Genomic DNA, 17,842 nt, shown 5'->3' with positions numbered 1-17,842 from the left:
TGAAAAAAGGAGCTGAAAATGAGTAGCAAAGGGGACGAGACACTACAAAAGGCCTTGGCCTTAAAAGACGAGAAATGCCTGGATGCGGCTTATGCGGTGCTGGGTGGCGAAAATAAAAACGATCAGGTCAGCGAACTGGCTGGTTTTTTGTTTGATAGCAACAACTGTGAGGCCTTGCGCAAGCTTTGTATGGACTCTCAGGTAGACGTAGAGCAGGCGCGGGAATGGGAGCTTGGCGACGCAGAATATTGCCTCGCACAGCAGATTGCACTGTTGGCACGGCGCGTAGAACGCATTCGTGAAGGATTGGACGACTGCTGAAAGCAGTTGGGTTCCTGAGTTAGTCCCAAGGGCGAGGGGCCTGGCGAAAACGCTCCCAGTGTTTACGAAAGCGTTTACTCTCGCGCTCGCGCCTGGCGTCCAGGTAGCCCAGTAAAATACCCGCACTAAACGGGAGTTCATTGCCGTTTTCCCCGTGTAATAACTGCGGCAGGTGCTGACGTGCAACTTGTGCATCGCGTATGACCCCTGCCGCATCGAGTAAGGCATGCAATTGTTTGGCAAATGATTTGCTGTCTTTGCTCGGCCAGAGTTCGGAAAGATAGCGCAAGGTATCACGCAGATTTTTAAGCGCAATACGTAGTCGGTGAAATTCGGCAACTTGTTCCGGGTCAACAAAAACTAAATGTTCGTCTATACGTGGTAGGCGCTCTTCCACATACGCGCGCAAGGTATCCTCGGTAAACAGGGGATTGCGTAGCAATTGTGACCATAGGGCAAGAAGCTCCGCGGCGAGCCGTGCACGAGAATCTACGCGTGGATCGCGAGACACTTTGCGTGAGCCTGATAGCGCCTCGTCAAGCGCAATTGTTGGCAAGCTATAGCGCGGCGCGAGTTTCTGCCAATGCTCGGCGAGGGCGTCAAAATCACGCTGCAGACTCTGCTCGTGAAACCATACCGCAAGACCGTTGCGCACCCCACGCAGATGATCTTTCGGGTCTGTTCCCTTGCTAAAACGTAGCAGGGAACGAAGTGCGCGGACCTCCTTGCGCAATTCGTGCAGTGCTTCTTGTTGATCGAGCGCAAGCCAAGGCAAAGTACCGAGAATCCGTTGCGCGGCGTAGATGAGTACACGACCAAGGGCATCGCCCGCAGCATCCCGCCCACGGATAGTTGGTGGAACGGACGTTTGTACTGCTATCTTTCCCCCTAAAAGGGCAATGCCACGCGCCAACTTACTGGCATCGTCTGGGCACACGGGCAAACTGGCACAGAGGGCGCTGGCCAACTGCAAGAGATCAGCAAGCCCGCCTTGAACTAACTCAAGCTCAATCTCGTGAATTGGACGGCATTGACCAGCGGCACGAATCTCCCCCCAGTCGGCAGCGAGCAGCACGCGGGCATCCTGGTAGTGTACCTCGCGTTCGCGCCGTTGAAAGATGGTTTCGATTGCAGGAACGAGCGCAAGCCCTAAATGTGGCGCAAGCAGCGACTGCAATGGTTCGCTCGCAAAGACCCGCAAATCCGGTTTCTTGCTGCGTACAGGAACGTTCCACTCGGGTCGTTGATGCAGGCCGCCATCGGCTGAGCCTGCGAGTTTGACCGTGGCCACCCAGTCGCTACCTTCCTTGCGCACCCGATAGGCGATCCCGGCGCTACGCAAGGCACCGTCGCGACTGTCGTAATAGATGGCATGCATCTCCTTGACGGGAGTCGATGCAATTTCCACGAGAGGATGACGTAAGAGTTCCTCCCAGAGCTCGGGATGTAATACCTCGAGCTTGATTTCACGTTCCATAGAGCCCTCCGGTTTCCACAAAACGCAAAATTCGCGCCCACTGCGGCAGCTCTTTACGCGCCTCGGTCGCACGCAGGTCCGCCAGCCCCATTCCCTGCATGGCGGCGCGTACATAGATTTGGCTGTCGTGCAGCGTGGCTACCAAAGGCAACTCAAGTTCGTGCAGAAACTGCGTCAGGGCACGTTCTGCCTGGCTATGTAGCTTGACGCGATTGGCGACTACCCCCAAACGCACCTTGCCTTTGCGAAAGCGTTTGATTTCTTCCAGACGTCGCAGATAGTGCTGGCTGGCATCCATATCGAAGGGGGAAGGGGCGATGGGCATCAACAACACTTCCACCTCGCCGAGCATGTCTTCCAGACGCCCGCGTTTTAACCCCGCGGGCGCGTCGAACACCACATAATCGCTTGGCGGATAGCCACGAAAGTCGCGCTCGGGATCGTCGATGAGATCAATCCGTGGCAATTGCCCTGGTCGCCGTTTTCCCCAACCCAAGCTCGACCTCTGCGGGTCGAGATCAGCGAGTAGCACGGACCCGCGCAAAGCAAGCAAGCTGGCAAGGTTGGTGGCGAGTGTAGTCTTCCCCGACCCACCTTTGCTGTTCAACACCAACACACGGCATTGCGGTTTAGCCATTATTACCGCCGCGCGCATATTGATTCAGGAGTGTTTGCTGCGCACTGAAGCAATCCGCATCTGCTTGCCGCAGAGACTGGTAGCTGCCGTCTGCCTGCATCTCCCAGGCATTGCAGTGATCTTGCAAATAATAGTCGAGTGCCTCGCGCTGAATGCGTTTTTTCAGATCGGGATCGCGAATGGGTACCGCCACTTCCAGCCGACGGAAGAGGTTGCGTCCCATCCAGTCGGCACTGGAAAGCCAGACTTCTGGGCTACCATTGCCGCCAAAATAAAAGACGCGACTGTGTTCGAGAAAACGCCCCACAATGGAGACTACTCGAATATTTTCCGAGACGCCGGGAATCCCCGGACGCAGCGCGCAGGCGCCGCGGACAATAAGACTGACCTGCACGCCCGCCAGCGATGCCTGGTACAAATCACGGATGAGATCGGGGTCGATCAGAGAATTCACACGGATAATGATACGCCCGCGGGGGCCGAGAGCGGTTTCGGCGGCGATCCGCTCGCGCATACCGCTAAATAGGGTGAAGGGGCTCTGCAATAAATGCTTGAGCCGCGGCGCTTGGCCAATGCCGGTAATATGCATAAAAAGGGCGTTCATGTCGGCGGTGATGCCCGGGTCGGCGGTGAGCAAGCTAAAATCGGTATAAATGCGGGCGTTACGCGGATGGTAATTGCCGGTGCCCAAATGTCCATAGAGGCGCAACCCATCCTCTTCGCGGCGCAAAACAAGGATCATCTTGGCATGTACCTTATGCTTGACCACACCGTAGACGACCTGAACGCCAACACTCTCCAACTCTTCCGCCAAGTGGATATTGTTGGCTTCGTCAAAGCGCGCCTTGAGTTCGATGACCGCTGTCACTTGTTTGCCAGCAACGGCAGCGTCCATCAGGGCCTGGATGATGGCGGAGTCATTGGTGGTGCGATATAGGGTTTGTTTGATGCCCAACACTTGCGGGTCGGCAGCGGCTTGGCGCACAAAATCGATGACCGGGGTAAAGCTCTGGTAGGGATGATGCAAAAGCAGCGGCCCACGGCGTAACTGTGCGAAAATCTCTTCACTACGCAGGCAACGATCCGGTGTGCCGGGCAGGAAGGGTGCGTACAGTAAATCCGGGCGCGGGACCATGTCGATAATTGCCGCCATGCGCGACAGATTGACAGGGCCACTCAGGGTATAGAGATTTTCTGCCTGCAGATCAAAATGGCGTAGCAAATACTCAAAGACGTTTGCGGGGCAATTATTCGCAACCTCCAAACGCACGGCCTCGCCAAAAGGGCGCGTAGTGAGTTCGTCGGCAATGGCATCCAGCAGATTGTCGACTTCTTCCTCATCTACAAAGAGCTCGCTATTACGGGTGACACGGAATTGATAAAAGCCCTTAACCTCCAGGCCGGGGAAAAGACTGTCAATGTTTTCATGAATAACCGAAGACAAAAACACAAAGTCCGTGGGTCCAGCGATTTTTTCTGGCAACTGGATGATGCGTGGGAGAATGCGTGGTGCTTGGACAATGGCGATGGGACTATGCCGTCCATAGGCATCGTCGCCATCCAGGACAATAGCGAAATTTAGTCCCTTGTTTTGCACCTTGGGGAAGGGATGCGCGGGATCGAGGCTGAGGGGGGTAAGTAACGGCAAAACCTCGTTGCGAAAATAGTCCGCTACCCAACGTCTTTGCGTTGCCTTCCATTCCCGTCGACGCAGCAGATGAATCCCTTCTGCGGCCAAGGCGGGAATCAAACGTTCATTCAGGCAAGAGTATTGGGCAGAAATAATTTCATGGGCAACGCTGGATACAGCACGCATTTCTTCTTCTGGTCCGAGGCCGTCGAGACCCAGCGGACCGGCACCATAGATGCGTCGCTGCATGACGCCGGCAAAACGTACTTCAAAAAATTCATCCAGATTGCTGGAGACGATAGTGAGGAAACGCAAGCGCTCCAAGAGTGGGATATGTTCGTCGTCGGCCAATGCCAAGACCCGGCGATTGAATTCGAGGATGCTCAGATCCCGATTGAAATACAGTGCCGGATCGTTAAGTGTTGTGCTCGTGTCAGCCACGCGTGGTCTCCAGGCGCAGACGTGCGGCGCGCAGGGTGTTTTGCAGTAGCGTAGCAACCGTCATCGGACCGACCCCCCCTGGGACCGGCGTGATCCAGGCAGCACGCTCCGCTGCCGACGCGAATTCCACATCTCCTGCAATGGTCCTATCTTCTAAACGGTTGATGCCGACATCGATTACCGCTGCGCCGAACTTGATCCAATCGCCATGCACAAGGCCAGGCTTGCCCGCCGCAGCGACGACAATGTCTGCCCGTGCCACGTGCGCTGCCAGGTCTTCGGTAAAGCGATGGCAAACCGTAACCGTCGCTCCCGCCAGCAGTAATTCCAGTGCCATAGGCCGCCCGACAATGTTGGAGGCACCGACAATGACAGCTTCTTTGCCTTTGATGGGAATTTGATACTCTTCCAGCAAGGTCATAATCCCGGCGGGGGTACACGAGCGCAGTGTTGGGGCGCGCAGAGCCAGCCGCCCGACGTTGTAAGGGTGAAAGCCGTCCACGTCTTTTTCTACGGCAATGGCCTCGATTATCGTTTCCGCATCAAAATGGGTTGGCAAGGGAAGCTGGACCAATATGCCGTCAATTTGCTCATCGCCATTGCAGCGTGCAATTTCCGCAAGGAGTTCTGCTGGTCTGCTGGTAGCTATCAAGGTATGAGAATAAGACTGGATTCCCACCTGTGCACAGGCATTTTTTTTATGCTGCACATAGATCTGGGACGCGGGATCTTCCCCGACCAAGATTACCGCAAGACCGGGCGCTCGCCCGTGGCGGGCACGAAACGTCTCCACATCAGCACGTAGTTGTTCCCGTATCCGTCCCGCAACTGCCTTGCCGTCGATCCGCATCGCTGTCATTTGCTGCCCTCCGCAATGACGAAGAGGGACGAAGCAAAGAGGCGATTTGGGGAGTCCATGGGATCCTTCTATGGGCAAGGTCTGGAATAATGATGGAGATTGTTCGGGGGTAGCTGCGCATTGTCAAGCATCGGGAAGCTCATTCTTGATAGGCCGCTGCATCGGTGCGATCCACCAGCGAATGGCATCCGCTCACGCGTAACAAGAGAGTGGTGGCGATGGCTACAAGGAAATTCAGGATCAAGGCATAAAACCCGATGTAGCCGAGCATGGTCGAGCCAAAGAGATGCAGTGTGTAGCCCGACTTTTGAAAACCCGTAAGCGACGCTGCCCAGATGGCCCAGGCTAGGGCAATGGCCCACCCCAGCAGCAGGGCGCGCGGGTCAAACCAGCGCGTGTAGATGCCACTAACAATGGCTGGCAGGGTTTGCAGGATCAGAACACCACCCAAAAGCTGCAATTGGATGGCAAAGTGGGTCGGTAGCAAAAGAATGAATAACAGGGCACCAAATTTCACCACCAGCGACGCCAATTTTGCCACCTGGGTTTCGTGACCTGCTTCACAGTTAGGCCGGATATAGGCGCGGTAGACATTGCGGGTAAACAGGTTGGCCGCCGCGATGGACATGATCGCTGCCGGTACCAATGCACCAATCGCCACTGCAGAGAAGCCAATTCCCACGAAAAAACCAGGGAAATACTGCAATAACAGCCCCGGCATGGCGAACTGTGGTCCATACTGATGAAAATAGGGCGCCAGCGCCGGATTACTTGGTAACTTTGCCGCATAAGCCATGTAACCCAGCAGGGCAATCAGCCCAAGAACAAATGAGTATGCGGGTAGAAATATCCAGCTGCGGCGCAAGGTTTTTGGGCCTTTCGAGGAAAGCACCGCGGTGGTGGCGTGCGGATAGAGCATCAGCGCAAGGGCCGAGCCCAAGGCCAGGGTGAAATAAAAGGACTGTAAGCCAAAATTTCCGGCATGAATGGGCGGCAAATAGAGATGGCCACTGGGTACCGCGGCAAAGATTTTGCCAAAGCCGCCAAGTTTCCAGGGCACGACAATGATCAATGCGAGAACGGTAACGTACACCAGCAGATCCTTCACCACTGCTATAGACGCCGGCGCACGCAGGCCACTGGTGTAGGTGAATGCCGCCAGCACCACAAAGGCGACGATCAAGGGCAGCTCACCGATAAACCCTTGGGTAGGGAAACCCAAACCGCCAATGACAACTTCTACACCCACCAACTGTAGGGCGATGTAGGGCATGGTCGCGACGATACCGGTAACGGCAATCGCCAAGGCCAATGCCGGGCTGTCATAGCGGGCGGCGACAAAGTCGGCCGCGGTGATGAAGTTGTGGTGCTTGGCAATGACCCAGAGACGGGGCAGAACCGCAAACACCAGGGGATACACCAGCACGGTATAAGGCAAGGCAAAAAAGCCCAAAGCTCCGGCACCAAAGACCAGTGCGGGTACTGCGATAAAGGTATATGCCGTGTAGAGATCGCCACCAATGAGGAACCAGGTGATCCAGCTACCAAAGCGGCGCCCGCCCAGGCCCCACTCGTGCAACTGCCCAAGATCGCCGCGTTGCCAGCGTGCAGAAAGAAAACCCAAGAGGGCAATCAGGATAAAGAAGGCGACAAAAACAATGGTTGCCGTAATGTGCATGGCCTCAGCTCCGTCGCTCTACGCGCCGCCAGGCGAGGTAAATAAAAAAGCCGGAGAGCGGCACCCAAACGATCTGCCACCAGTAAAAAAACGGAATACCAAAGAGGCTAGGAATGGCGCGGTTGTAAAACGGTACCGCCAACACCGCAATACAAGGAATCGACAGGTAAATAAGCCCCGGCAATCCTAGCCTGGGGGAGGTTGTTTTTCTCTTCATGTTGTCTCACCACTAGATCATCAGTGGCGAAGAATAGCAAAAAACCTCGGATTAGCTTAGTGCTCTAGCGCAGAAGAAATCGTTTCCGAGCCGCTTTGTTGCAACAAAACATCGTAACCCCACAGGCGATGGACCATGGCCAGGGTACTCTGCGTCTCCTTCTCTAATAATGGGATAGCGTCAAGTTGGCGCAGTTCTAGATGTCGGTCGCCCCAGCGGTCAACTTTGTCAATCACCACATTGGGTGGGCGGCTGCTCTCCGCCACCTGTTGTGCCAGGCGCTCACGAATCTCGCGATAGCCGGTGTCGTCATGGATGGCGCTAACACGATAGGCCTCGGCTTCTGGATCGTTGTGCAGGGCAAAAAGATGCAGATCGCGAATCACCTTGGGTGATAGATATTGCAAAATGAAACTTTCATCACGAAATTCTCGCATGGCAAAGAGGATATGTTTTTTCCAGTCTGGGTCTCCAGCGAAAGAAAAAAACCGTTGATCTTCTTCTGTGGGCTGCATGCAGATTCTTTGAATGTCGCGAAACATCGCAAAGCCTAATGCATAAGGATTGATCCCATTGTAGCGAGGATCATCATAATCCGGCTGAAATACGACCGCAGTATGGCTAGCGTAAAACTCCAACAAGCTGCCATCCGAAATCTGTCCGGTTTCGTGCAGGCGGTGCATGATGTAATAGTGTACAAAACAGGCAAAACCCTCATTCATGATCTTGGTTTGGCCTTGCGGATAGAGATACTGATTTATTTTACGCACGATGCGCAAAATCTCGCGCTGCCAACTCGGCATTTGCGGGGCATTTTTTTCAATGAAATACAACAAATTCTCGGTCGGTTCGGCAGGAAATCGCAGCTCTTGCATCGACTCGTTTGCGCTCGTGCTAAGTGGTAGGGTATGCCAGATTTCGGATAGCTGTTGTTCCAGATAGCGCTCCCGCTCTTGCCGCCGTAGTTCTTCTTCCCGTGCGGAGAGTTTGCGCGGGCGTCGGGCGCGATCAATGCCATTTTTGGCGATGGCATGCGCCGCATCAAGCACAGCGCTGACTTCCTGCATTCCATACCGTTCCTCACAAGCGGCAATGTAGGACTGGGCAAAGCCGAGGTAATCCAGAATTCCTTCTGCATCGGTCCATTGTTGAAAAAGTACATTATTTTTGAAGAAGGCATTGTGTCCATATGCGGCATGGGCAATCACCAAAGTTTGCATCGTCATGGTATTTTCTTCCATGAGATAACTGATGCAGGGATTACTGTTGATTACCAATTCATAAGCGAGGCCCATCTCACCACGTTTATATTGACCAGACTCGATGGCATGCTGCTTACCAAAAGACCAATGTGCGTAGTACACGGGTAAGCCGATAGAGGCATAGGCATCGAGCATTTGCTCGGCACTAATCAGCTCGAGCTGGTTCGGATACGTATCCAGCCCGAGTTCGTCGTGGGCGATTTGCGCGCAGGCGCGGTCCACATCGTCCAGCCGGGAAAAAGACCAGTCGTTATCGCTGAATAAAAGACGATTAGACATGCTCGCTCACCTGTGGTTTGGAGAATAGTTCGCGGAACAAGGGATAGACGTCTTCTCGCTGTTGCGCGCGAGTACAGACCATCTGTGGAAAAATTTCAGCCAACTCTTGATATACCTGCAGCAAATGACTTTCGTCATCGCGATTGACTTCGAGATAGTAAAAGGCGCGAAGCTGCTGCAATAACCGGCTTGCGGTTTCTTCCACTACCGCGTTGTCTGCGAAATAGTTGTCGCCATCCGAGGCTTGCGCCAAGTACACATTCCAGTCAGTCGCTGGATAACGCGTCGCCATCACCTCTTCAGCAAGGGCTAGAGCAGGGGACACCAACGTACCACCACCCTCGCGCGCGGCAAAAAACTCTTTTTCCGTACACTCCAGGGCGACACTATGGTGCTTGATAAAGATAATCTGCACATTTTGATACTGCCGTTGCAAAAATAGGTAAAGTAGTAGAAAAAAACGTTTGGACAAATCTTTTTCTGTTTCGCCCATGCTGCCCGATACATCCATCACACAGATCATGACAGCCTGACTGCGTGCTTGCATGTGTCTGTCGATGTGCGCAAAGCGCAGATCAGAATCGTCAATGAAGGGCACGGCGCGCATTTTGCGCTGTAATGCCGCAATTTGCTCGTCAATGTCCCGCAGCCGTTCTTCTTCAATACTGACGTCACATTTTTGTTTTTTGCGCGCCGCAATCTCTCCAAGCAAAAGCCCGCGTTCGTCTTGCAACGCCTCCAACGCGCGTCGTTTGCCGGCGCGCAAGGCCAAGCGCCGTGCTCGGGCTGCACGCATGGTGCGGGCAACATGCATGCGCGAGGGGCTGCCATCGCGCACAAAGCCGCTGCGTCGCCATTGCTCTGCCTCGATTTCACCCCCTGTTCCCTGACGAAGGTTGGGTAGAGAGAGACCATCAAAAAGCAAGTCGAGAAATTCGTCTGGCGAAAGCAGGACACCAAGAGCGTCGTCTCCTTCACCGTCTGGTGCTCCCTCGCGTCCAGATTGCCCACCACCACCGCCCTTGGGGATCTCATCACCACGATGAAAACTTTTGTTGCCGGGAAGCACCCGATCCCAAGCGCCTTGCGAGGGATCGCGACGAAAACTAGGTTCGTGCAGATCGTTGGCCGGAATGACGACGGCCTTGTCACCCTTGCTGAGAGATTCGATGGCACCGGCGCGTCCCATTTTTTCCACCGCCTCTTTCAGACGCCCGCGCACACGCCGTTGTAGCCGTTCCCGATTAGCGTTGGAGCGCGATCCAGAGAGGCGACGATCGATGATACTGCTCATGCAGAATCCTCCACGAGCCTAGCAATAGGCTCAGTGATGTTTACGGTAGCGCATATACCAATCGACCAAGAGGCGCACCTGTTTTTCGGTATACCCTTTGGTGGTCATCCGGCTGACGAAATCCTGATGCTTGCGCTCATCTTCGGAAGAGCTTTTCTTGCCAAAGGAAATCACTGGCAGAAGGTCTTCGGTATTGGCAAACATCTTTTTCTCGATCACGGAGCGCAATTTTTCATAACTGGTCCAAGCTGGTCCGATCCCGTCATTTGCCGCCTTGGCACGCAGTACAAAATTTACCACCTCGTTGCGGAAATCTTTAGGGTTGACGATACCTGCCGGCTTTTCGATTTTCTCTAGCTCTTCATTGAGCAGGGAGCGGTCCATGAGTTGTCCCGTATCCGGGTCACGATACTCTGTGTCCTGGAGCCAGAAATCGGCATACTGGATATATCGGTCAAAAAGATTCTGCCCATACTCTCCATAGCTTTCGAGATAGGCCTTTTGGATTTCCAGGCCGAGAAATTCGGCATAGCGGGGCGCCAGTTCGGTCTTCAGGAAACCAATGTACCGGCTTTCGAGATCCTCGGAAAACTGCTCTGAGCGAATCTGGGTTTCGAGTATGTGTAATAAATGCACAGGATTTGCCGCAACTTCATCGGCATCATAATTAAAGGTGCGGGAGAGAATCTTGTAGGCAAAGCGCGTGGAAATACCTTCCATCCCCTCATCTACTCCCGCGGCATCTCGATACTCCTGCAGACTTTTGGCTTTGGGATCTTTGTCTTTTAGCGTCTTGCCATCATAGATTTCCATTTTTGACCACAGGCTACTATTGCCTGGTTCTTTTAGGCGACTCAGTACCGAAAAGCGCGCGAGCATGTCGAGGGTATCCGGGGCGCAGGGCGCGCTGCCCAGAGCGCTATTTTCCAAAAGCTTGTGATAGATCCGCGTTTCTTCTGCAACGCGCAGGCAGTACGGTACCTTGACGATGTAAACGCGGTCGAGAAAGGCCTCGTTGCGGCGGTTGTTGCGAAAAGCCGACCACTCAGACTCATTGCTGTGGGCAAGTACGATGCCTTGGAAGGGCATGGCACCAAATCCCTCAGTGCCATTGTAGGTACCTTCCTGGGTTGCAGTCAGCAAGGGGTGCAGCATCTTGATGGGTGCCTTGAACATCTCGACAAATTCGAGAACGCCCTGATTGGCAACATTCAGCCCACCGGAGTACGCGTAGGCGTCTGGATCATCCTGGGAGAAGTCTTCCAGTTTACGAATATCTACCTTGCCGACCAGGCTGGCAATGTCCTGATTATTCTCGTCACCAGGTTCAACCTTGGTAATCCCGATCTGATGTAATTGCGAGGGTAGCAGACGATGCACAGTAAATTTGCGAATATCGCCACTAAATTCACGTAGACGCTTTGCCGCCCAAGGAGACATCACACCAAGGAGAGAGCGACGAGGAATACCGAAGCGCTCTTCTAAAATTGCCCCATCTTCCTGCGGATCAAAGAGACCGAGAGGTGACTCGAAAAGTGGCGAAACTTTGCCGTTAGCGGCAAGGCAATATATGGGATGTTTTTCCATCAGGCTCTTTAAGCGTTCCGCTAAGGACGACTTGGCGGCACCGACTGGTCCCAGCAGGTACAGGATCTGTTTGCGTTCTTCCAGGCCCTGGGCGGCGTGACGGAAATATGCCACAAGGTTCTCGATGGCGTCCTCAATCCCATAAAAATCCTCAAAAGCAGGATAGGTGAGTAACTTGCGGTTCATGAAGATCCGCGCCAAACGAGGGTCTGCCTGCGTATCAAGTACCTTGGGCTCGCCAATCGCAGCCAACATCCGTTTGGCCGCGCTGGCATAGGTCAATGGCTCTTTCGCGCACAGCTCTAGGTACTCATCCAGGGAGAGGATACTTTCTTGCTGTTGCAAGAAACGCTCTTGATAATTGTCGAACAGGCTCATTTACCACTCTCCTTGCCCTAGGGCTGATGCCGACAGTGTCACATCTTTAGACGTTGAGATCGGCTCAACGTTTCCTTGTCCATTCGCTTCGTTGGGAATACAGCATATCCTGTGCCAGCTTCGTTGCACCGTAGACGGGCCCCATTGCTGAGCAATATGGAGCCCGTCATTAGCGGCAAAAGCGCGATCTGTGCTTTTATGGACAGTTACCACATCGGTCTGCGCCAAAGGTGTGCAAGACTCGTAACATTTACGCACCATATTAGTGCATCAGATGCTCGCGGGACTTGGAATGCAGGCGAATGCTATTCGTCTGCGTCGCGCTGTTTTGGTAATCGTTCGGGGCGCTGACGAATCTCGCGGTATTCGGCACGGATCGTCCCGTCGTCGTAGGTGTTTCTCATGCGTCGTAAACGCCAGCGTCGCCAAGCAAGCCAAACGCTGCCAACCACAAAGCTAACGACGAAGAATGCCGCAAAGACTGCAAAAAAGAAGAGGGCAACCACAAGCAGCACGATGAAGCCTGCGAAGATACCCAGCTTTTGCCACCAAGTCAGATTTTTCGTGCCGACGATCCGTACTCGCATATCGCGCTCCCCTAAGTGTTTCTACTCATTGGGACTATCTACGGTTAGAAATGTTCAATATGCCTGCCCACCCCCCACCCGGCTAGGCGGAGCGTTGATTGATCGTTATTGCATGCGGTGCCGGAACAGCCAACTGGCAGCCGCCATGGATGCGAGCGCGATCAGTGCCAAGGGCCAATATTGATCCCAAAGCATGGAGATGCCGTCGCCCTCGAGAAACACGCCGCGCACAATCACTAGAAAATAGCGCATGGGATTGATGTAAGTCAGATCCTGCACGAGTGATGGCATGTTGGCGATGGGAGTCGCAAAGCCAGAGAGAATGATAGCGGGCACCAAAAACAGGAATACTCCCAGCAATCCCTGTTGCTGTGTTAGCGACAACGAGGAAATCATCAGGCCGATACCCACGGCCGCCAGCAGAAATAATAGAAGCCCCAGGGCCAGGGCGGGAATGCTGCCGATAAACGGAACCTGGAACCAGAACACCGCCACCAACGTAATAAAAGCCCCTTCCAGTGCGCCAACGACGATGCCGGGCAGAGCCTTGCCGAGAAGAATTTCTCCTGGAGTCAGGGGGGTAACCAGGAGTTGGTCGAAGGTGCCCTGTTCCCGTTCGCGGGCGACGGAAAGCCCGGTTACCAGGAGCGTTACCACCAGGGTCAGGAGCGCGACGATCCCTGGGACAATGAACCAGCGAGAGAGTAAGTTGGGATTGAACCAGGAGCGGGATAGCAGTTGCGCAGGGGGATGGCCCCAGTGATGCTCTCTAGCCCAGCGCTGATCGAAAGCAAAGACGACGGAATTGGCGTAGTTCATCGCCAGGGTGGCGGTATTGGAATTGCGCCCATCAATGAGAATTTGCAGTGGTGCTGGCTGATGGCGCAGCAAGTCCTCGGTAAAATTGGGCCCAATTTGCAGTACTAGAAGGGCTTTGCCCTGATCGATCAGGGGCGCGATCTGCCCTTCTCGCTGGATGATTGCTACCTGGCGAAAGGCGCGCGAGCCCTGAAAATCACCGAGCAATTCCCGCGACGCAAAGCCTGCATCCTGGTTGTAGACCGCGTAGGGGATATGACTGAGGTCAAAAGTGGCCGCATAACCAAAAACGAGCAATTGAATGAGGGGCGGGCCAATGAGAATGAGGCGGCTCTTCTTGTCGCGCAGAATGGCGAGAAATTCCTTGATGACGAGGGCCCATATCCGGCTTGACATCAGTCCAGCCTTTTGTGCGAGCGGCGCAAGGTGATGCCCAGAAAGAATATGGCCATGAGCAGGAGTGCGAGGCTGTTCCAGAGGATAATGGGCCAGACGTCTCCCACCAGAAACAGGGTTTGCAGGATCTTGACATAATAGCGTGCAGCGACGATGTGAGTAATGAAACGAATAAAGGTGGGCATGGACTGGATGTCAAAAATGAATCCCGACAGAATAAAGGCAGGTAAAAAGGTGACGATGATAGCAATTTGCCCGGCCACGAATTGATTGCGTGCTGCACTGGAGATGAGTAGTCCCATTCCCAGGGCGACGAGAAGAAACAAGCTGGAACTCAGCAACAGAAGCCAAAAGCTCCCTTGCAGTGGCACGCCAAACAGCCACACCGCAAGGGCCACGGAAAGCAGCAACCCACCCATGCCCATGACGAAGTAGGGGATGAGCTTGCCCAAAAGGATTTCTGCCATGCTCACCGGCGAGGCCATCAACGCCTCCATGGTGCCGCGTTCCCACTCCCGCGCCATCACGAGCGCAGTAAGCAGCGCGCCTATGAGAGTCATGATTACCGCAATCAATCCGGGTACCAGGTAATAACGGCTGCGCAGGGCGGGGTTGAACCAGATCCGCGTTTTGGCATCCACCGGGATGATCAGCGGTTGGGCGGCGCTGCGGGCGCGCTGGAGCAACCAGTTTTGCCAGATGCCTTGCAGATAGCCTTCGACAATACGGGCGTTGTTGGCATCCACGCCATTGACCAATACCCCAATGCTGGCGGTATTGCCACGTAGGGTCTGGCGGCTGAAATCGGCGCGCAGCCAGACGATGGCATCCGCCTGGCGAGCCATTACCGCGTGTTCGGCCTCCTGAATGTTGTGAAAGAGTTTTGGCTGAAAATAGGATGATTGTTCCAGTCCAGCCACAAAGGCGCTCGTTTGCGCAGTCGGCTGGTCCACGACTACCGCTAGGGGGAGGTGGCGGGCATCGAGAGAAACCCCATAGCCAAAGAGGAAGAGGAGAACAACGGGCAGTACAAAGGCGATGGCAATGGCGGATGGGTCGCGCAGGATTTGGATGAATTCCTTACGAATCAGCCCCGCCAGGCGCCGGCGATTCACGATGCCCTCCGCGTGTGGCTTTCGTGGGTCTTGATGAGCTGGATAAAGGCCTCCTCCATGCTTGGGTCGGGACGTTCCGCACTGCTTGCCTTCTGCCGCAACTCCTGAGGGGTGCCCTGGGCCAGAATGGCGCCCAGGGACATGAGTACTAGCTGGTCGCAATACTCGGCCTCGTCCATGAAGTGCGTGGTGATTAGTACGGTCACGCCCCTCGCTGCTAGGGTATTGATGCGCTGCCAAAATTCCCGGCGGGTAAGGGGATCGACGCCGGAAGTCGGTTCATCAAGAAAAAGAATGGCTGGGTCATGGAGCAGAGCGCAAGCGAGGGCGAGGCGTTGCTTGATTCCCAAGGGAAGGTCATCGACATTGTTCGTTCTATAATCTGCCAACTGAAAGTCGGCACGTGCCTGCAGGAGTCTCTGGGATCGTATCGTTCCCCGCAGCCCATAGGCCGAGGCAAAAAAAGCGAGATTCTGGTCGACGCTCAGATTGCCATAGAGGGCGAATTTTTGCGCCACGTAGCCAATGCGCGCGCGTGCCGGGCTGCTGGCACGGCGCATATCCACGTCCGCCACTTGCAGGCTGCCGCCTGAGGGCGACAGCAGTCCGCAGAGCATCCGAAATGTGGTGGTCTTGCCAGCGCCGTTGCCCCCCAGAAGGCCAAAGATTTCCCCCTTGCGCACAGTAAAGCTGCTGTTCTGCACGGCGGTAAAATTGCCAAAGCGTTTGCTCAGATCCTGTACGACGACTACCGGTTCTGCTTCGTTGCCGCTATCTGCGAGGGGGGATGACGCGATCTGAACGGTTTCCGAGTTGCGCGTCTGCTTGGCATAGATTTCGATGAAGGCGTCCTCGAAGCTCGCTGCTACCGGCTCCCAGTTTTCTCCTTCCTGCTGGCGGGGGCTGGCGCGCTCGGCCAATAGCACACGCACGCCGGCCGCAATGATGCGTGCATCTAGCACTCCGCCTCGGCATTGTAGCGATTCCCGCAGCAGACGCTGCCGCAGTTGCGGATGTTGTACCAGAAAGCAACGGCCATGCAAGGGCGTGGTCAGTTCTGCCGGACTACCGCTTTGCAAGAGTTTACCGGCATGCAGGAGCAGCAGTTGGTCGCAGCGTTCGGCCTCGTCGAAGTAGGCGGTGCTCAACAACACGGTAGTACCGTCTTGCCTTAATCCCTGGATGATGTTCCAGAGCTCGCGCCGGGCAATCGGATCGACGCCCACCGTGGGTTCGTCGAGCAAGAGCAGGCGTGGGGCGCGGAGGAGGGCGCAGGCGAGGCCGAGCTTTTGTTTCATGCCTCCGGAAAGGGCGCCAGCACGGCGCCGGCCAAAGGGTCCCAGGGCGGTGAGTTTGAGGAGCTCCTGTTGCCGTTTTTGCGCGCTCTTTTCGTCCAATTCCTGTAACCGGCCATAGAGATCAAGGTTTTCCTGAACGCTGAGGTCCTCGTAGAGACCGAAACGCTGCGGCATGTAGCCCACCTGTGTATGCAAATTGCCCAGGCCCTGGCTGATATCCTGCCCAAGCACCTGCACCTGCCCCGTATCGGGGCGCAGCAACGCTGCCGCCAGACGGAGCAGGGTGGTCTTTCCGGCACCGTCGGGGCCAAGGAGACCGGTCACCTGCCCGGCAGCAAGAGTGATGTCGATGCTATCAAGGGCGCTTACCCGCTCTTTGCCGTGCGCGAAGGTCTTGCGCACTCCAATGAAGCGCAGGGGAGCTTCTGTCACTGACTGCCTCCGCAAGCGTCCGGGGGGCGATTCTGCGGCTGGTTATCGTGCAGGGAAATGTGTACCGTGACCGGCATACCCAGACGCAGGCGATGCGCCGGGTTACAGGCGTAAATCCGCACGCGATAGACCAGTTCTGTACGCAAATCGGTGGTTTCTACCGTTTTTGGCGTGAATTCTGCGGTTGGCGAGAGGAAACCCACCCAGCCCGAAAAACTCTTGCCAGGAAAGGAATCACTAACAATGCTGGCGCTCATACCCAGGCGTACCTGCCCCAAGGACTTCTCGGGCAGGTACGCACGTACCCAAACCGGATTGTCCAGGGCCAGGGAAAACACCGGGACACCGGGTGTAACCATGTCGCCTGGTTCGAGAATGCGGTCCTGGATCACGCCATCTGCTGGCGCATAGAGCTGGGTGTCTTGTAATTGCCGTTGCGTTAGGGCCAGGGCGGCCTGATCTGCTGCCAACTGCGCGTGGGCTAGGGCAATATCTTCTTTCCGCGGCCCCTTGATGGCCAGAGTGAGCGCTTGATTGCTTTGTTCCAGGTTGGCCTGTGCCGATTTCAGCGCTGCGCCGGCATTGTCGGCACTCTGTTTGGGGACGTATTGTTCATCAGCCAGGGTGTGTTGACGTTGCCAGACCAGTTGCGCGTTTTGCAGTGCCGCTTGTGCCGCAGCTACCTTGGCCCGTGCTTCAGCAATCTCTTCCGGCCGGGATCCCGCCAGAAGCCTCGCTAGCACCTGTTTCTGCGCGCTCACCAGTGCCATATCACGATGCACAGCATCCTGAAAGCGCGTGGGGTCGAGCTTTGCGATTAGTTGTCCTTTTTTGACGCGATCCCCTTCTTGCACCAAAAGCTGTTGAATGCGACCACTGGCATCGAAGGCTGCCTGCACCTGACGAATGTCGACGTTACCGTACAGCGTAAGCTGATCGGTAGGCCCCCGGGAGTGATGAAGGAGAAAGTACGCGATCGCTCCCACCGCGAACAGGAACAAAACCGCCAGTATCACGCGCTTCTTTTTGCTGATCATGAAAGACTTTCCTTCGCTAGCTCAATACTCGCCAGGTTGGCGGTTGAGATTTACCAATCATAATGCAAGAGTATAGAAAAGTCCGAAGTTGACTATCG

At 55.1% G+C, this 17,842-nt stretch carries 15 protein-coding genes; 1 reads left to right on the top strand and 14 read right to left on the bottom strand.

Annotated features, from left to right (window positions below):
- Positions 1-18 precede the first annotated feature (18 nt).
- A complete protein-coding gene (locus tag AB4090_RS01595; RefSeq protein ID WP_369572101.1) occupies positions 19-321 on the top strand; it encodes a hypothetical protein in 303 nt (100 codons plus the stop codon).
- Positions 322-340: 19 nt separating this feature from the next.
- On the opposite strand, the gene AB4090_RS01590 is transcribed toward AB4090_RS01595, so the two are convergent.
- The 14 genes from AB4090_RS01590 to AB4090_RS01525 all read right to left on the bottom strand — a co-directional run bounded on the left by AB4090_RS01590 (position 341) and on the right by AB4090_RS01525 (position 17,744).
- Positions 341-1,798, bottom strand: coding sequence for a CHAD domain-containing protein (locus AB4090_RS01590; protein ID WP_369572100.1), 1,458 nt, complete (start codon positions 1,796-1,798; stop codon positions 341-343).
- The gene (locus tag AB4090_RS01585) at positions 1,788-2,435 is read right to left on the bottom strand and encodes an AAA family ATPase (RefSeq protein WP_369572099.1); all 648 of its coding nucleotides are present in this window, start codon (positions 2,433-2,435) and stop codon (positions 1,788-1,790) included. Before AB4090_RS01585 ends, AB4090_RS01590 begins: the two co-directional genes overlap by 11 nt.
- Positions 2,428-4,506 (bottom strand): polyphosphate kinase 1, encoded by a 2,079-nt coding sequence (gene ppk1, locus AB4090_RS01580; RefSeq protein ID WP_369572098.1) that lies wholly within the window; start codon positions 4,504-4,506, stop codon positions 2,428-2,430. The genes AB4090_RS01585 and ppk1 overlap by 8 nt, the downstream gene beginning before the upstream one ends.
- Positions 4,499-5,365 carry a bifunctional methylenetetrahydrofolate dehydrogenase/methenyltetrahydrofolate cyclohydrolase FolD gene (folD, locus tag AB4090_RS01575; RefSeq protein ID WP_369572097.1) on the bottom strand — a complete coding sequence of 289 codons (867 nt, stop codon included), beginning with the start codon at positions 5,363-5,365 and terminating at the stop codon, positions 4,499-4,501. The genes ppk1 and folD overlap by 8 nt, the downstream gene beginning before the upstream one ends.
- A gap of 139 nt (positions 5,366-5,504) precedes the next feature.
- Positions 5,505-7,043 carry a monocarboxylate uptake permease MctP gene (gene mctP / locus AB4090_RS01570; RefSeq protein WP_369572096.1) on the bottom strand — a complete coding sequence of 513 codons (1,539 nt, stop codon included), beginning with the start codon at positions 7,041-7,043 and terminating at the stop codon, positions 5,505-5,507.
- Between the two features lie 4 nt (positions 7,044-7,047).
- Positions 7,048-7,260: a DUF3311 domain-containing protein gene (locus AB4090_RS01565; RefSeq protein WP_369572095.1), complete on the bottom strand. Its 213-nt coding sequence runs from the start codon at positions 7,258-7,260 to the stop codon at positions 7,048-7,050.
- 56 nt (positions 7,261-7,316) lie between these two features.
- Positions 7,317-8,801 carry a SpoVR family protein gene (locus tag AB4090_RS01560; RefSeq protein ID WP_369572094.1) on the bottom strand — a complete coding sequence of 495 codons (1,485 nt, stop codon included), beginning with the start codon at positions 8,799-8,801 and terminating at the stop codon, positions 7,317-7,319.
- Entirely contained in the window at positions 8,794-10,095 is a 1,302-nt protein-coding gene (locus AB4090_RS01555) for a YeaH/YhbH family protein (protein ID WP_369572093.1), read from the bottom strand. Before AB4090_RS01555 ends, AB4090_RS01560 begins: the two co-directional genes overlap by 8 nt.
- Before the next feature lie 30 nt (positions 10,096-10,125).
- Positions 10,126-12,060, bottom strand: coding sequence for a PrkA family serine protein kinase (locus AB4090_RS01550; RefSeq protein WP_369572092.1), 1,935 nt, complete (start codon positions 12,058-12,060; stop codon positions 10,126-10,128).
- A 305-nt stretch (positions 12,061-12,365) separates the two neighbouring features.
- Entirely contained in the window at positions 12,366-12,647 is a 282-nt protein-coding gene (locus tag AB4090_RS01545) for a hypothetical protein (RefSeq protein WP_369572091.1), read from the bottom strand.
- Between the two features lie 105 nt (positions 12,648-12,752).
- Entirely contained in the window at positions 12,753-13,862 is a 1,110-nt protein-coding gene (locus AB4090_RS01540) for an ABC transporter permease (RefSeq protein ID WP_369572090.1), read from the bottom strand.
- Positions 13,862-14,977, bottom strand: coding sequence for an ABC transporter permease (locus tag AB4090_RS01535; RefSeq protein WP_369572089.1), 1,116 nt, complete (start codon positions 14,975-14,977; stop codon positions 13,862-13,864). Before AB4090_RS01535 ends, AB4090_RS01540 begins: the two co-directional genes overlap by 1 nt.
- Positions 14,974-16,707 (bottom strand): ATP-binding cassette domain-containing protein, encoded by a 1,734-nt coding sequence (locus AB4090_RS01530; protein WP_369572088.1) that lies wholly within the window; start codon positions 16,705-16,707, stop codon positions 14,974-14,976. The genes AB4090_RS01535 and AB4090_RS01530 overlap by 4 nt, the downstream gene beginning before the upstream one ends.
- Positions 16,704-17,744, bottom strand: a complete 1,041-nt coding sequence (locus tag AB4090_RS01525) for an efflux RND transporter periplasmic adaptor subunit (protein ID WP_369572087.1) — start codon at positions 17,742-17,744, stop codon at positions 16,704-16,706. Before AB4090_RS01525 ends, AB4090_RS01530 begins: the two co-directional genes overlap by 4 nt.
- Positions 17,745-17,842 lie beyond the last annotated feature (98 nt).

The sequence above is a fragment of the Acidithiobacillus sp. IBUN Pt1247-S3 genome (genome assembly GCF_041146875.1).
Taxonomy (GTDB): Bacteria; Pseudomonadota; Gammaproteobacteria; order Acidithiobacillales; family Acidithiobacillaceae; genus Igneacidithiobacillus.
This window is presented reverse-complemented; position numbering and strand designations above follow the sequence as displayed.

Excerpts from the sequence above, each read along its gene's own strand:
- AB4090_RS01595 (WP_369572101.1), top strand. The coding sequence starts at position 19 with ATGAGTAGCAAAGGGGACGAGACACTACAAAAGGCCTTGGCCTTAAAA.
- AB4090_RS01590 (WP_369572100.1), bottom strand. The coding sequence starts at position 1,798 with ATGGAACGTGAAATCAAGCTCGAGGTATTACATCCCGAGCTCTGGGAG.
- AB4090_RS01585 (WP_369572099.1), bottom strand. The coding sequence starts at position 2,435 with ATGGCTAAACCGCAATGCCGTGTGTTGGTGTTGAACAGCAAAGGTGGG.
- folD (WP_369572097.1), bottom strand. The coding sequence starts at position 5,365 with ATGACAGCGATGCGGATCGACGGCAAGGCAGTTGCGGGACGGATACGG.
- mctP (WP_369572096.1), bottom strand. The coding sequence starts at position 7,043 with ATGCACATTACGGCAACCATTGTTTTTGTCGCCTTCTTTATCCTGATT.
- AB4090_RS01565 (WP_369572095.1), bottom strand. The coding sequence starts at position 7,260 with ATGAAGAGAAAAACAACCTCCCCCAGGCTAGGATTGCCGGGGCTTATT.
- AB4090_RS01560 (WP_369572094.1), bottom strand. The coding sequence starts at position 8,801 with ATGTCTAATCGTCTTTTATTCAGCGATAACGACTGGTCTTTTTCCCGG.
- AB4090_RS01555 (WP_369572093.1), bottom strand. The coding sequence starts at position 10,095 with ATGAGCAGTATCATCGATCGTCGCCTCTCTGGATCGCGCTCCAACGCT.
- AB4090_RS01550 (WP_369572092.1), bottom strand. The coding sequence starts at position 12,060 with ATGAGCCTGTTCGACAATTATCAAGAGCGTTTCTTGCAACAGCAAGAA.
- AB4090_RS01545 (WP_369572091.1), bottom strand. The coding sequence starts at position 12,647 with ATGCGAGTACGGATCGTCGGCACGAAAAATCTGACTTGGTGGCAAAAG.
- AB4090_RS01540 (WP_369572090.1), bottom strand. The coding sequence starts at position 13,862 with ATGTCAAGCCGGATATGGGCCCTCGTCATCAAGGAATTTCTCGCCATT.
- AB4090_RS01525 (WP_369572087.1), bottom strand. The coding sequence starts at position 17,744 with ATGATCAGCAAAAAGAAGCGCGTGATACTGGCGGTTTTGTTCCTGTTC.